Raw genomic sequence first — 13,904 nt, 5'->3', positions numbered from 1 at the left:
TACGAAGATGCAAAGTTTTGATATCGCCATCGTCGGTGGCGGAATGGTGGGACTCGCGTTAGCGCGTGCTCTAAAAGACACGGGGTTGCGAATTGCGATTGTCGAGGGCACGACGCCTTCAAAAGATCTCTCTGGTGATCCTGATATTCGTGTCTCGGCACTGAGCCGAGCGAGTGAAATGATCCTCAAAAACCTAGGCGCATGGGAAGCGATTGCCAAGCATCGCAATGCGCCTTACCAGGCGATGGAGGTCTGGGAGCAAGACAGTTTCGCTCGCATCGAGTTTTCTGCCAGCCAAATGTCCCAGCCTAACTTAGGCCACATTGTTGAGAATAGAGTGATTCAGTTGGCGCTGCTGGAACAGGTCGAGCAACAAAGCAATGTGACGCTCTTTATGCCACATCGCTGTCAGTCAATGGCGATGGGTGAAAGTGAAGTTTGGACGACACTGGACAACGGTCAGTCATTTACCAGCAAGCTCATTGTTGGTGCTGATGGCGCGAATTCTTGGGTTCGTAAGCAGCAAGATATTCCGCTGACTCACTGGGATTATGGGCACAGTGCGCTCGTCGCCAATATCACCACTGAAGATCATCATGCCAAAGTGGCGCGTCAGGTGTTTACCTCTCAAGGTCCTTTGGCGTTTTTGCCGATGAATGAAGACAACTTGTGCTCCATTGTTTGGTCAACTGAGCTACCCGTGCTGAAAAGCTGGCGAAGATGTCCGATGCCGAATTCAACAAAGCGCTGACAGCAGAATTTGATAGCCGTTTAGGTTTGTGCCAGGTGCATTCAGAACGTCGCGTGTTTCCTCTGACCATGCGTTATGCCCGAGATTTTGTGACTGAGCGTGTAGCACTAGTCGGCGACGCGGCGCATACCATTCACCCACTCGCTGGGCAAGGGGTAAACTTAGGTCTGCTGGATGCGGCAAGCTTGGCGCAAGAGTTGAAAAAATTGTGGCATGAAGGGAAAGATGTGGGTCGCAAGCGTCATTTGCGTGAGTACGAGCGCTGGCGTAAAGCTGAGGCGGCAAAAATGATCGCCGCGATGCAAGGCTTTAAGGATCTGTTCGAAGGTGATAATCCAGCGAAGAAGCTGATCCGAGGGATTGGTATGAGTCTAGTCGGGCAGTTGCCTGGTGCGAAACAAGAAATCATGAGTCGTGCTCTTGGGATGCGAGGTCGTCTACCGGAGCTTGCTAAGTCATTGGTGAATCAAGACTAACCAACAGATGCTTGTTTGAAAATAGAAAGGACAGCCTTGAGCTGTCCTTTCTAATTTGTAGTAAGTTTGACTAAAATTTCAGTTAGGCGTACGCGCACCTCAGCTTCATGACTTCTTGGTTAACCTCTTTCACCGCTTTGAAATGGCGCTGCTCTGCACGTTCAGGGATGATCAGTTTACCGTTGTCGAACTCAAAGCCACCGAGTCCGTAAATGTAGATCTTTCCCTTAAACAATCGACTGATGTGTTTAGCAATCATACTTGGCGTATAGCGCTTAAACAGTCTCATTGAACCTTCCTTATAGTGTACCTAACGTTGTCCTAGCTCGGGAATTATAGATAAAACCCTTACTAAATTGTGTGATTAGGGAGGCTTAATTGCCCTCTTGCTGGCGTCACTTTTTTGTTTTGTGCTACGTTTTGCATTTCTTCCAACTTATCGCCAATGCCACGTGATACTTAGCACAAAAGCTCATTCTGGGGGCTTCCATTCTTGATTCTCTGTTGTTTCTGATAGCCTAGTCGGTGAAAAGTGAGAATCAATAATATCGTGTAGCCTCGACGGTTGGTTTGATAACCGACGACCAATAGTTACGTTTTAATAGACCGGACAGAGCAAGAAAAGTTGTCATCTGACATACAAATTTACACATTCATGACGGAGTGGGATTGGAAACTATTTGAGAGAAAAGCAAAACAAAAAAAAGCCCGCACAGCGGGCCAAATGTCACAGATGCATTACACAAAAGTGGAGTTACTGCTCTAGGCAGAGATTCACTCTAGTGCGTGTTTCAATTTAACCTTGGGATAAAATTGAACACAAAGCCACCATAACGCAAATTTAACGTCGTGACTATTTATGCTGAATAAATGTATAAGTTTTCATTGCTGCGTGTGGTAAAATCCGACTAAGTTCACATTTGGCCATCATTGGTAGACAAAATGTTGCATTTTGTAGCGCTAAATTTAGCCCTGGTGATGTAGAGAGGCATTGGATTGGCAAGCTGGTGGGCCACAACGACTAACGAATGATGTCGCTCCAGAGCGGTGAGCATTGTCTTGTGAGGTCATCTAAAGCCAGTTCGATCCCAGCAATACGCTCGCCACTGCTAATGGTAATGGTAGGTGTTGCTTTTAGGGTCGGGTCAAACAGGATGGGCATTGGGGTTTTGAGTAACAGTGGCGTTACCGTACCAATTTTGTAGCCGGTGAGTAATTCGATATCTTGGCTATCAACGCAAGTCATACGTCTAGATTGCAGTACCGCTCTCACCTTCTTAGGGTCGATTTGGCGATCGCCTGGACAGCACGCTAGCGCATAGTGATTGCCCATGTCTCTCAATACCATGGTTTTGACCATCATATCGGGCGTAATGCCGCGCAGCATCGCCGCATCTTCAATCGACACGGCTTCGCGCGGCTGCATCAGTACCCGAAATGGAATGCTATTTTGCGTCAAGTATTGTGTGATCGCAGTTTCAAATTCGGGTACATCAGGCATCGGTGACGACACTCTATTTATTCGCTATCGAGCGAGTATGGAGGAAGTGACAATGTCAGGCGGCTATCTGGTTGAGATGCTAGGCGGAACTCAACGTCGTCATCAAGGTTATTGTTGATGATGATTGACGCCTTAAATGTGTGATCATCGTATTGGAATACGTTAACGACATCGCCTGCCTTACGCCAGTTGTCACCGACAGAGCGTTCAATGATGATTTCCTCATCGTCAGCGACAGCTGCGGTTAGGCGCCCTGTGAGTGTCGCTAGCATACGCTTGTTAATACCACGATACTTGGCTCGAGCGACCGTTTCTTGGCCGGTGTAACAGCCCTTAGTGAAGCTAATTCCATCCAATGCCTGTAGATTGAACGCTTGAGGAATGTGTTGGTTTTGCTGCTCTGCATTTAGAGTAGGTAATGCTGCATCAATGTCGAATTGAGTCCAGATAGACTCTTGCACCCATTGAGTATCTTGAGCGTCTAAGGACTCAATCAGTTCATCGCTAGCCAGTACCAGCCAGCGCGTTTCATCAATGCGTACAGCGCTGCTGCCATTTTGCTGTCTAACATCACCTGTTGATGGGAAATGCTCATCAACCCACGCTTGAGCCTGCGCTCCCATCACACCAATACACGCCTTGCTGCTTTGGGTGAACTCAACTTTAGAGAAGATGGCGTATTTTTTCAGCTCAACCAACTCTTGAGCAATCGCTGATAGTGGCTGAAACATCGCGTAGCCTTGCTCTGTGTGGAACAAGCGAAACACACTCCAGGCTTTACCTTTTGCATCACAATGAGCGCCAAGCGTGGATTGCTGTGCCTCCAATGAGACCACATCACAGGTCACCTGACCTTGAAGGTAAGACTTACGGTCATCACCTGTCAGTTCTATCGCGCCCCAAGAGCTGAGAGGCGTCAACATCAGAGGCGGAAGCGTTGTCTCTGGAGTAAGGGATAGTGCTTGAATGCTAGGTTGCCATTCCATAGGTTGTGATCTCTTTGTTATACATGGTTGTTATGTTAATCGCGACGTTACCATTTGTCAGCTTAAACTGCGTAGTAGAGGTAGATAGTTCAATAAGTTTGGAAACCCAAACAGGGCTTGTTGCACGAAATCTTGTGAGCAAAGTTGAGTTTGTGTGATGCAGAGTGTGGTGGGGCATGCACTTGCTTGTTACACTCGCCCAATAATGAGTAGTAGATGGAGATTAGAATGTACTCTAGTGAAGAAAAAGCGCGCATCAAGTGGGCGTGTCGTAGAGGTATGTTGGAGCTCGACGTCGTGATTATGCCTTTCTTTGAGGAGTGCTTTGATACTCTCAATGACCAAGAGCAACGTGACTTCGTATCGCTGCTGGAATGCGACGATCCGGACTTGTTCACTTGGGTGATGGGGCATGGGCGTAGCGAAAACCTAGGTCACGCGTCGATGGTCGACAAAATCGTCGCACATAACTTAAGTAAAGTTCGCTAATCAAATTTATGGCGCAGGCCGAGGTTCCTCATCTTGACCTGCATTTGTCCGCTTGTTTCCTTTCTTCTGCTATTGATAGTGTAATCAAGTTTCTGATTGGCTTCGCAGTTCTGTTTTCGCCATTACCTCTAGTGAGCCTACCCTTGGTATGGGCAATGCTTGTCTCTACGTCAATGGTACGACCTAGTGTTGCTGGGCGCCTGCGTTTTAAAGACGATAGGTGGTGCCTCAACGATGACAGGTTAAACAAGGTGCATTTTAATCTCGCCTTATCTGCATGGGTGATCGCCCTCTATGATGCGAAACACGGTTGGCGGCTTATTTGGCGTGCTTCCACAACAGAGCGAAGTTATCGGCATTTAGCCGTGACCATAAAAGGCTGGCAATAAAAAAGCAGCCGGTGAAATGGCTGCTTTGATACAGGTGCTTATGAGCAGACGATTGCTCTAAGTCGCTTAGGGTTCCAGAGATTGCGGCTCCAGAATAGTTGGGCCGCTGTTTTCCAGCATCTCAGGGTAGTCGAGCGTGTAGTGCAAACCGCGACTCTCTTTACGTTGCATCGCACAGCGAACCATCAGCTCGGCAACTTGCAATAGGTTACGCAGTTCTAGCAAATTGTTCGATACCTTGAAGTGGCTGTAGTATTCATGGGTTTCTTGTTGTAGTAACTGAATACGACGCAGCGCGCGCTCAAGTCGTTTATCGGTGCGCACAATGCCCATGTAATCCCACATAAACAGGCGTAGCTCGTGCCAGTTATGCTGAATAATAACCTCTTCATCAGAGCAGCTGACTTGGCTTTCATCCCAAGCTGGTAATGTGTCTGGGTGCGTCGCGCTGTCAAATTTTTCCATGATGTCTTTGGCTGCAGACCAAGCGTACACCACGCACTCAAGTAGCGAGTTTGACGCCATGCGGTTTGCTCCATGAAGGCCGGTGTAGCTCACTTCGCCAATCGCATAGAGCTGATCAAGATCTGTGCGACCCGCTTTATCCACCATGACACCACCACAGGTGTAGTGTGCCGCTGGAACAATCGGGATCGGCTCTTTGGTCATGTCGATGCCAAGATCTTGCAAGCGCATGTGAATGGTAGGGAAGTGCTTGATGATAAATTCTTCCGGCTTATGACTGATGTCGAGATACATGCAATCCGCACCTAGGCGCTTCATCTCGAAATCAATAGCACGAGCAACCACATCACGCGGCGCAAGCTCTTCGCGTTCATCAAAGTCTGGCATAAAGCGCGTACCATCGGGGCGTTTTAGGTAAGCCCCTTCGCCTCGCAGCGCTTCAGTGAGCAGGAAGTTACGTGCGTCTGGGTGGAACAAACACGTTGGGTGAAATTGGTTAAATTCTAGGTTGGCAACGCGGCAGCCTGAGCGCCATGCCATTGCAATACCGTCGCCAGAAGAGACATCTGGGTTTGAGGTGTACTGGTACACTTTTGACGCGCCGCCCGTTGCCAGCACGACAAACTTAGCGCGCACCGTTTCAACGTGCTCTTGGTTGCGGTTCCAAATATAGCGCCAACCACTTTGTCTTTGCTGCCACCGACTTTGTCTTCAGTGATCAAATCAAGCGCGTTATAGCGCTCGAAAATTTCAATGTTCGGGTGGTTTTGCACGTTGTCTTGCAGCGTCGTCTGCATCGCCATGCCTGTAGCATCTGCCGCGTGCAGAATGCGACGATGGCTGTGTCCACCTTCGCGCGTTAAGTGATAACGGGGTGCCTCGTCCTTTTCGGTTTCAACTTGGTCAAATGGAACACCGCCATCGATCAGCCATTGCACGCACTCTTTCGCGTTTTCTGCAATGAACTGCACCGTGTCTTCTTCACACAGGCCTGCACCCGCAATATTGGTGTCGTTAACGTGTGACTCGATGCTGTCGGCTTCATCGAAAACGGCGGCAATACCGCCTTGAGCGTAATAGGTTGCCCCTTCACTGAGCGGTCCTTTACTTAAAACAATAACCTTAGCGCGCTCAGCAACTCGTAGCGCGAGAGAAAGACCAGCAGCGCCACTTCCTATAACTAAAACATCACAAAGATGTTCTCGGTTTGTGTTCATAATTCTATTAAAATCCTGACCTATGGTAGAGCTAGCAAACTCTACCCAGCTAAAAGTGCACGATAGGAAGCTGCGTAATGCAGCTGGCGAAGGGCACTTGCTAATTGGATTATCGCCATGTGAAACGGGTCGAAAAACTCGTTGTGTTGTGGCGTTAACTAATCCATTCTAGTGAGTTGAGCCCATTGTAGTGGACGCTAAATCACATTGTGAATGACAAATAACAAAAAAATCCAGAAAGTTTTGAACTTTCCCATTTGCATAGAGTCACAATAGTGCTCATGTTAGCGGTGGTGTCAAGACTACAATATGCATAATTAATACTCATATCTGAGAAGGTAAGGGTGAGAACGAATAGGAGTGAACGCTCGCATGAACGAGCAGCCGACCGATCAGGTGTTGATTGAGCGCGTTCAAAGTGGAGATAAACAAGCATTTAACCTGTTGGTTTTGCGCTATCAAAACAAGGTTTGCAATCTCATATCAAGATACGTGAGCAATTCGGGCGACGTAGCGGACATAGCCCAAGAAGCGTTTATTAAAGCGTATCGTGCGATCCCAACGTTTAGAGGTGAAAGCGCCTTCTATACTTGGTTGTATCGCATAGCAGTGAACACCGCAAAGAACCACATTGTTGCCCAGAGTCGCAGGCCGCCGGCCAGCGATGTGGACGCAGAAGATGCCGAATTTTTTGAAACCGGTAACGCTTTGAAAGAAATTTCGAACCCTGAGAACTTAACGTTGTCGAACGAATTGAAGCGAACAGTTTTCGCTGCAATTGAAGCGTTACCAGAAGATTTGAAGACTGCAATGACCCTTCGTGAACTTGATGGTTTGAGTTACGAAGAGATTGCAGAAGTAATGGATTGCCCAGTAGGAACGGTACGTTCGCGTATCTTCCGTGCTCGTGAAGCGGTAGAGAAGAAGATTAAGCCTCTTCTTCAACGCTAAAACTAGTTACAACTATGGTGAATATAATGGCTGACAAACAGAAGCTTTCAGCATTCATGGATGGAGACTTGATCGACGATGCGCTAATCGAAGCGCTCGAGAATGATCAGGAGAGCAAACAAACCTGGCAAAACTACCACCTAATCGGTGATGTGATGCGTGGCGATGAGCCACAGAGCCTGGATTGGAATATTGCTGAGAGCGTCGCACTGGCACTCGACGATGAGCCAGCACATCAAGCGGTAAGCAAAGAGACAGTGATGCCGATTGAGGCACAACCGACACCGTCGCAAGCGAAACGTCAGCTACCGGCATGGCTCACTCAGTTTGGCCAAGTGGGTATTGCAGCATGTGTATCGCTCGCCGTTATTTTAGGTGTGCAGCAGTTCTCTGGACAAGATGCAACACAACCAGAGATCGAGCAGCTACCTGTTTTGCAAACTATCCCATTTGCGGGTAGCGCTGAACCAGTGAGTTTGACTCGTGATTCAGTCGCGAGAACGAACCAGAATGAAAGCGCCAATGTGCAAGAGCAGCGTCGCCGCATCAATGCTCTGCTTCAAGATTATGAGCTACAGCTGCGCTTAAACAGCGACGACCAAGCGTCTCTGACTACGGATACAGAATCGGTAATTGAATGAAAAAACTTCTGACCAGTTCGTTATTGCTGTTCAGTTTGTTTGCTAACTCGGCCTTTGCAGAAGAGCAATCTTCTGTAGAGGCTTTATTGCATCAAATGAATGACGCCAGTCAGCAATTGAACTACGAACTGTCCTATATCCTGATCAAAAAGAACAGTATTGAGCCTTTGTTGTATCGCCATGCAAGACATGAAGATCAGCAATTGGCGCATTTGGTTTACTTGAGTGGCCCGGTGCGTGAGGTTATCCGCCGTGGCAACGAAGTCAGCTACATCGAACCCGGTGCTGATCCATTCACAATAGAGTCGGGCAAGATGGTGGCACCTTTGATGCCCCTGCTTAACAGTGACATCAAAAAGCTAAGCCAGTATTACGATTATGTTCGCGTTGGTCGTGCCAGAGAGGCGGGAGCGGCGGCACAAGTGTTTCGTGTGGTACCAAAAGATGGCCTGCGCTACTCCTATGTATTGTGGGTGGACGAAAAAAGTAAGCTTCCGTTACGCGCTGATCTTCTCGACCGAGATGGTGAGATCCTTGAACAGTATCGTGTGATTTCATACACCATTAACGATCACATCGCGACCATGCTTAGCTCACTTGATGAAGTTCAGCTTCCAGCGGTATTGTCACTGCCAAAGGGCAACATTGAACAAACCTTCTGGCAAGTTGGCTGGGTACCAAGTGGCTTTACGCCCAAAGATCTTAATCGTTATCGCATGATCGCCACCGAAGATGTGGTGGAGAGTCAGATGTATACCGATGGCTTATTTAGCTTCTCCGTGTACGTCTCTGATCGTGATAGTAACTCGATGAAAGGCCAGTTAATTCGTCAAGGACGCCGAACCGTGCACAGCATTGTCACTGGAGACATGCAGATCTCTGTCGTCGGCGACATTCCTCCTGCCACCGCGCAGCGTATCGCACAATCTGTTAAACTGAACAAAGTACAGCAAGCAGATGAAGGCGTAACCCCATGATGACCGCTCTTGCAACGGTGACCTCGGTGAAAAGCCGTGGTCATCGTTACCAAGTCGAATTGAGCTGTGACCAACAAACCAGTTGCAGCTCTTGCCAATCAAAAAACAGTTGTGGAACCGGTATTGTCACCAAAGCGGTCGGTAATAAACAGTTGAGCTGGCACTTACTGACCTCCAAAACCGTCAATCCTGGCGATATCGTTGAAATCGCGTTTCCAGAAAAAAGTCTGCTGCAATCGGCGGCATTGATCTATTTATTACCTCTCTTGTTCCTGTTTTTGGGAGCGATGGCAGGTCAGTTGTGGTTAGCGCCCTTACTTGGCGGCAGTGAGCTGGTGGTGATTGGTTTTTCAGCAATTTCTGCCTACTTTGGCTTCCGACTTGCGAAAAAATGGGTGTCTCCAATGGAAGCGGCTTCGCACCAACAGGTTGAATTGGTGCGGGTGCTCGGGCAGTCCATTGCCTAAATAAGGTGCGAACCGCAACGAAATTGGGTAGAATCTGCCAACTTAATTGAAATGCGTGTTTTTTCCGCTATTTCATTCCCTAATTGTTTAAGAGTTTAGCTACACCAAATCTATGAAGCACATTCGTAACTTTTCTATTATCGCCCACATTGACCACGGTAAATCGACGCTGTCGGACCGTTTGATCCAAGTTTGCGGCGGCTTAAGCGACCGTGAAATGGCGGCACAGGTTCTTGATTCTATGGATCTAGAGCGCGAGCGCGGTATCACTATTAAAGCTCAGAGTGTTACTCTGGATTACACGGCGAAAGATGGGGAAACCTATCAGCTAAACTTTATCGATACTCCAGGACACGTTGACTTCTCGTACGAAGTATCACGTTCATTGGCGGCTTGTGAAGGTGCGCTACTGGTGGTTGATGCGGGTCAGGGTGTTGAAGCTCAGACACTCGCTAACTGCTACACCGCGATTGAAATGGAACTTGAAGTGGTTCCCGTTCTTAATAAGATCGACCTTCCAGCAGCGGAGCCAGAGCGCGTTGCTGAAGAGATCGAAGAGATCGTGGGTATTGATGCAATGGAAGCGGTTCGCTGTTCAGCGAAGACCGGTCTGGGTGTTGACGACGTTCTTGAAGAGATCGTAAAAGCGATCCCAGCGCCAGAAGGCAACCCAGACGATCCACTGCAAGCGCTAATCATCGACTCTTGGTTCGATAACTACCTTGGTGTTGTTTCTCTAGTACGTATCAAAAATGGCGTGCTGAAGAAGAATGATAAGATCAAAGTAATGAGCACAGGTCAGGTTTGGGGTGTAGACCGTCTTGGTATCTTCACACCAAAACAAGTGGATACGACTGAGCTAAATACTGGTGAAGTAGGCTGGGTTGTATGTGGTATCAAAGACATCCTTGGCGCGCCAGTGGGTGATACACTGACCACGGCTAAGAATGGCTGTGAAGTGGCACTACCAGGCTTCCAAAAAGTAAAACCTCAGGTATACGCGGGTCTATTCCCAGTATCGTCTGATGATTACGAAAACTTCCGTGATGCACTAGGCAAACTAAGCCTAAACGATGCATCACTGTTCTATGAGCCAGAGAGCTCAGCTGCACTTGGTTTCGGTTTCCGTTGTGGCTTCTTGGGTATGCTTCACATGGAGATCATCCAAGAGCGTCTAGAGCGTGAATACGACCTAGACCTGATTACGACAGCGCCGACAGTAGTCTACGAAGTAGAGAAAACGGATGGTTCACTTCACTATGTTGATAGCCCAGCGAAACTGCCGGCAACCAACGATATTGAAGAGATCCGTGAGCCAATCGCGCGTTGTAATATCCTAGTACCATCAGATTACTTAGGTAATGTGATTACGCTTTGTGTTGAGAAGCGCGGTACTCAGGTAGACATGGTTTATCACGGCAACCAAGTCGCTGTGACTTACGATATCCCGATGGCAGAAGTGGTACTCGACTTCTTCGACCGTCTGAAGTCTACATCTCGTGGTTACGCATCACTGGACTACAACTTCCAACGTTTTGAAGCGTCGAACATGGTTCGTGTGGACGTACTGCTTAACGGCGACACGGTTGACGCATTGGCCATCATTACTCACAAAGACCAGTCTCAGAGCCGTGGTCGCCAGTTGGTTGAGAAGATGAAAGAGTTCATCCCTCGCCAGATGTTCGATATCGCGATTCAGGCGGCGATCGGTAACCACATCATTGCGCGTTCGACTGTGAAACAGTTACGTAAAAACGTAATCGCGAAATGTTACGGTGGTGACGTGAGCCGTAAGAAGAAACTGTTGAAGAAACAGAAAGAAGGTAAGAAGCGTATGAAGCAGATCGGTAACGTCGAACTGCCTCAAGAAGCGTTCCTTGCGATTCTGCACGTAGCAAAGACTAATTCTTTTGCCTGACGTGGCGACATAATACAGCAGAAGTGAAAGTGCTCAGTGAGTGCTTTCACTTTTCGTTATTTTTAAAGATACGAAAATTAAGGGAATTGAATGGCTAATACCTTCTCATTGATCCTCGTCATCGTGACGTTAGTGACTGGTGTCGTTTGGGTTTTGGATAAGCTCGTATTGAGAAAGCAGCGTCAGCAGAAGCTGGCGGATATCCAAGCGCAAGCAAATCAAATTGATGAAGAGACAGCAAACAAAGCGGTCGCACCATCTTGGTTTGTTGAGAATAGTGTTTCAATTTTCCCTGTGATTGCCTTTGTTTTGGTGTTGCGTTCGTTCATCTACGAACCGTTCCAAATCCCATCAGGATCAATGATGCCAACGCTACTGGTTGGTGATTTCATCTTGGTTGAGAAGTATGCCTACGGACTAAAAGATCCAGTATGGCGTACTCAGCTAGTTGAAACGGGCAAACCTGAACGAGGCGATGTTGTCGTATTTAAGTACCCACCGCAGCCAAACATTGACTACATTAAACGTGTCGTTGGTCTGCCGGGTGATACGGTTCGTTACAGCGCTCGTAAGGACATCTGTATTCAGCGTCCAGGCGAGTCAAGCTGTAAGCCGGTTAAGCTGTCTAATGTCCAAGACAGTCCGTTTATCCAAAATGGTATCCCGCTTATCCAGATGGATGAAAAGCTGGGTGAAGTAGGTCACCAGGTATTGGTCAATCCACTGCGCCGCGACCGTGTTGATCAATATCAGCCTCGCAACGGCGTGAACGAATGGGTGGTACCAGAAGGTCAGTACTTTGTGATGGGTGATAACCGTGACAACAGTGCCGATAGCCGTTACTGGGGCTTTGTGCCAGAAGGCAACCTAGTAGGTAAAGCGGTTGGCATTTGGATTAGCTTCGAATTTGAACGTGGTGCAGACAGCATTCTGCCTACATGGATCCCAACCGGTGTCAGATTTAATCGCATCGGTGGAATAGACTGAACGAGAGAGCATGAATTCTCCTATTAAACTTTTAGAAAAAAGCTCGGCTATCAGTTCAATGATAGCGAGCTGCTGATGCTGGCGCTGACTCACCGCAGCGCCCACGGCAACCATAACGAACGACTAGAATTTCTGGGCGATTCAATTTTAAGTTTTGTCATTGCTGACGATCTTTACCATCGTTTTCCTAAGGTAAACGAAGGGGACATGAGTCGAATGCGTGCCACCTTAGTGAGAGGTAACACTCTGGCTGAGCTAGGGCGTGAATTCGTCTTAGGAGATTACTTAAAATTAGGTCCAGGCGAGCTAAAAAGTGGCGGATTCCGTCGTGACTCAATCTTGGCTGATGCGGTTGAAGCGATCATTGGCGCGATTTATCTTGATAGCGATGTCGAGACGGTTCGCGGCATCGTGCTGAGCTGGTATCAGTCGCGTCTTGATGCGATCAAGCCGGGTGTGTCACAGAAAGATCCAAAAACTCGCCTGCAAGAGTTTCTACAAGGTCGAAGAAAACCACTCCCTGTCTACACAGTGACTAATATTAAAGGGGAAGCGCATAACCAAGAGTTTACCGTTTCCTGTGAAGTGGCAGGTGTGGATAAGCCTGTTATCGGCAAAGGCACCAGCCGCCGCAAGGCAGAACAAGCGGCTGCGGAACTGGCTCTAGAGAAACTGACCAATGTCTGATAAACCAAATTCTGATCAAGAGTTCGATCTCGATGCGTACTTCGCGTCAACGAGCGACTCGGCAAGCGTAGCAACTCAAGAAAGCACGGGTGAACAGCACTGTGGCTTTGTGGCTATCGTAGGTCGTCCTAACGTCGGTAAATCGACGCTGCTTAACCGCATTTTAGGACAGAAGATCTCGATCACCTCTCGTAAACCACAGACCACGCGCCACCGTATTATGGGCGTGGACACGGAAGGCGATTATCAAGCGATCTATGTCGACACTCCGGGTCTGCATATCGAAGAGAAGCGTGCGATCAACCGTCTGATGAACCGCGCGGCAAACAGCTCGCTAAGTGATGTGAACTTGGTGCTCTTCCTTGTGGATGGTACGCAGTGGACTGATGACGATGAAATGGTGCTGAACAAGCTGCGTAAGTCGAACTTCCCAGTTATCTTGTGTATCAACAAGGTAGACAATGTGAAAGATCGCAATGACGTGATGCTGCACATGCAAGAGATGACCAAGAAGATGGAATTTGTTGATGTAGTGCCAATTTCGGCCAAGCACGGTAAAAATATCGACGTGATTCGTCAACACGTTCGTGAGCACCTGCCTGAGGCGATTCACCACTTCCCGGAAGAATACGTGACCGACCGCTCTCAGCGTTTTATGGCATCTGAAATCTTGCGTGAAAAGCTGATGCGATTCACTGGTGACGAGCTGCCTTACTCGGTGACCGTTGAGATTGAACGTTTCGATTACAACCCAGATACGGATGGTTTCCACATCAATGCGTTGATCCTTGTAGAGCGCAGTGGCCAGAAGAAGATGGTGATTGGTAAAGGTGGCGAGAAGATCAAAACCATCGGCCGCGAAGCTCGTCTTGATATGGAAGAGTTGTTCGACCGTAAAGTGTATCTAGAGACCTGGGTTAAAGTGAAATCAGGTTGGGCTGATGATGAGCGCGCACTACGCTCTCTTGGCTACATCGACGATATCGAAAACAAATAATACCG

At 48.2% G+C, this 13,904-nt stretch carries 11 protein-coding genes and 3 pseudogenes; 10 read left to right on the top strand and 4 right to left on the bottom strand.

Features of this window, described 5'->3' with window-relative positions:
* Positions 1–7: 7 nt before the first annotated feature.
* Positions 8–1,227: pseudogene (locus tag TZ48_RS05795) on the top strand (FAD-dependent 2-octaprenylphenol hydroxylase).
* Between the two features lie 82 nt (positions 1,228–1,309).
* On the opposite strand, the gene TZ48_RS05790 reads toward TZ48_RS05795, so the two are convergent.
* From TZ48_RS05790 to ygfZ, 3 genes are all read right to left on the bottom strand, one after another.
* Positions 1,310–1,516, bottom strand: coding sequence for a DUF1107 domain-containing protein (locus TZ48_RS05790; RefSeq protein WP_112478561.1), 207 nt, complete (start codon positions 1,514–1,516; stop codon positions 1,310–1,312).
* 732 nt (positions 1,517–2,248) lie between these two features.
* Positions 2,249–2,728, bottom strand: coding sequence for an aminoacyl-tRNA deacylase (locus TZ48_RS05785; RefSeq protein ID WP_112478560.1), 480 nt, complete (start codon positions 2,726–2,728; stop codon positions 2,249–2,251).
* Positions 2,729–2,745: 17 nt separating this feature from the next.
* Complete coding sequence (gene ygfZ, locus TZ48_RS05780) at positions 2,746–3,714, bottom strand: tRNA-modifying protein YgfZ (RefSeq protein ID WP_112478559.1); 969 nt, start codon at positions 3,712–3,714, stop codon at positions 2,746–2,748.
* Positions 3,715–3,942: 228 nt separating this feature from the next.
* Between ygfZ and TZ48_RS05775 the strand changes: the two genes are divergently transcribed.
* On the top strand, positions 3,943–4,203 hold the full coding sequence (locus tag TZ48_RS05775; protein WP_042473291.1) for an FAD assembly factor SdhE: 261 nt from the start codon (positions 3,943–3,945) through the stop codon (positions 4,201–4,203).
* A 455-nt stretch (positions 4,204–4,658) separates the two neighbouring features.
* On the opposite strand, the pseudogene nadB reads toward TZ48_RS05775, so the two are convergent.
* Positions 4,659–6,274 (bottom strand): annotated as a pseudogene (nadB, locus tag TZ48_RS05765) (L-aspartate oxidase).
* Positions 6,275–6,646: 372 nt separating this feature from the next.
* On the opposite strand from nadB, the gene rpoE reads away from it, so the two are divergent.
* From rpoE to era, 8 genes and pseudogenes are all read left to right on the top strand, one after another.
* Complete coding sequence (gene rpoE, locus TZ48_RS05760; protein ID WP_103882021.1) at positions 6,647–7,225, top strand: RNA polymerase sigma factor RpoE; 579 nt, start codon at positions 6,647–6,649, stop codon at positions 7,223–7,225.
* 14 nt (positions 7,226–7,239) lie between these two features.
* Positions 7,240–7,866 (top strand): RseA family anti-sigma factor, encoded by a 627-nt coding sequence (locus TZ48_RS05755; RefSeq protein WP_275426419.1) that lies wholly within the window; start codon positions 7,240–7,242, stop codon positions 7,864–7,866.
* On the top strand, positions 7,863–8,843 hold the full coding sequence (gene rseB, locus TZ48_RS05750) for a sigma-E factor regulatory protein RseB (protein WP_112478557.1): 981 nt from the start codon (positions 7,863–7,865) through the stop codon (positions 8,841–8,843). The genes TZ48_RS05755 and rseB overlap by 4 nt, the downstream gene beginning before the upstream one ends.
* Positions 8,840–9,310: a SoxR reducing system RseC family protein gene (locus TZ48_RS05745; RefSeq protein ID WP_112478556.1), complete on the top strand. Its 471-nt coding sequence runs from the start codon at positions 8,840–8,842 to the stop codon at positions 9,308–9,310. Before rseB ends, TZ48_RS05745 begins: the two co-directional genes overlap by 4 nt.
* Before the next feature lie 112 nt (positions 9,311–9,422).
* Positions 9,423–11,228, top strand: coding sequence for a translation elongation factor 4 (gene lepA / locus TZ48_RS05740; RefSeq protein WP_112478555.1), 1,806 nt, complete (start codon positions 9,423–9,425; stop codon positions 11,226–11,228).
* A gap of 90 nt (positions 11,229–11,318) precedes the next feature.
* Positions 11,319–12,215, top strand: a complete 897-nt coding sequence (gene lepB, locus TZ48_RS05735) for a signal peptidase I (RefSeq protein ID WP_112478554.1) — start codon at positions 11,319–11,321, stop codon at positions 12,213–12,215.
* A gap of 10 nt (positions 12,216–12,225) precedes the next feature.
* Positions 12,226–12,902: pseudogene (gene rnc / locus TZ48_RS05730) on the top strand (ribonuclease III).
* Positions 12,895–13,899 carry a GTPase Era gene (era, locus tag TZ48_RS05725; RefSeq protein ID WP_112478552.1) on the top strand — a complete coding sequence of 335 codons (1,005 nt, stop codon included), beginning with the start codon at positions 12,895–12,897 and terminating at the stop codon, positions 13,897–13,899. The pseudogene rnc and the gene era overlap by 8 nt, the downstream one beginning before the upstream one ends.
* Positions 13,900–13,904 lie beyond the last annotated feature (5 nt).

Source organism: Vibrio variabilis, from assembly GCF_003263785.1.
GTDB classification, from domain to species: domain Bacteria; phylum Pseudomonadota; class Gammaproteobacteria; order Enterobacterales; family Vibrionaceae; genus Vibrio; species Vibrio variabilis.
This window is presented reverse-complemented; position numbering and strand designations above follow the sequence as displayed.

What these genes read in the sequence shown, in the direction of transcription:
- TZ48_RS05790 (WP_112478561.1), bottom strand. Translation starts at nt 1,516, where the DNA reads ATGAGACTGTTTAAGCGCTATACGCCAAGTATGATTGCTAAACACATC.
- TZ48_RS05785 (WP_112478560.1), bottom strand. Translation starts at nt 2,728, where the DNA reads ATGCCTGATGTACCCGAATTTGAAACTGCGATCACACAATACTTGACG.
- ygfZ (WP_112478559.1), bottom strand. Translation starts at nt 3,714, where the DNA reads ATGGAATGGCAACCTAGCATTCAAGCACTATCCCTTACTCCAGAGACA.
- TZ48_RS05775 (WP_042473291.1), top strand. Translation starts at nt 3,943, where the DNA reads ATGTACTCTAGTGAAGAAAAAGCGCGCATCAAGTGGGCGTGTCGTAGA.
- rpoE (WP_103882021.1), top strand. Translation starts at nt 6,647, where the DNA reads ATGAACGAGCAGCCGACCGATCAGGTGTTGATTGAGCGCGTTCAAAGT.
- TZ48_RS05755 (WP_275426419.1), top strand. Translation starts at nt 7,240, where the DNA reads ATGGTGAATATAATGGCTGACAAACAGAAGCTTTCAGCATTCATGGAT.
- rseB (WP_112478557.1), top strand. Translation starts at nt 7,863, where the DNA reads ATGAAAAAACTTCTGACCAGTTCGTTATTGCTGTTCAGTTTGTTTGCT.
- TZ48_RS05745 (WP_112478556.1), top strand. Translation starts at nt 8,840, where the DNA reads ATGATGACCGCTCTTGCAACGGTGACCTCGGTGAAAAGCCGTGGTCAT.
- lepA (WP_112478555.1), top strand. Translation starts at nt 9,423, where the DNA reads ATGAAGCACATTCGTAACTTTTCTATTATCGCCCACATTGACCACGGT.
- lepB (WP_112478554.1), top strand. Translation starts at nt 11,319, where the DNA reads ATGGCTAATACCTTCTCATTGATCCTCGTCATCGTGACGTTAGTGACT.
- era (WP_112478552.1), top strand. Translation starts at nt 12,895, where the DNA reads ATGTCTGATAAACCAAATTCTGATCAAGAGTTCGATCTCGATGCGTAC.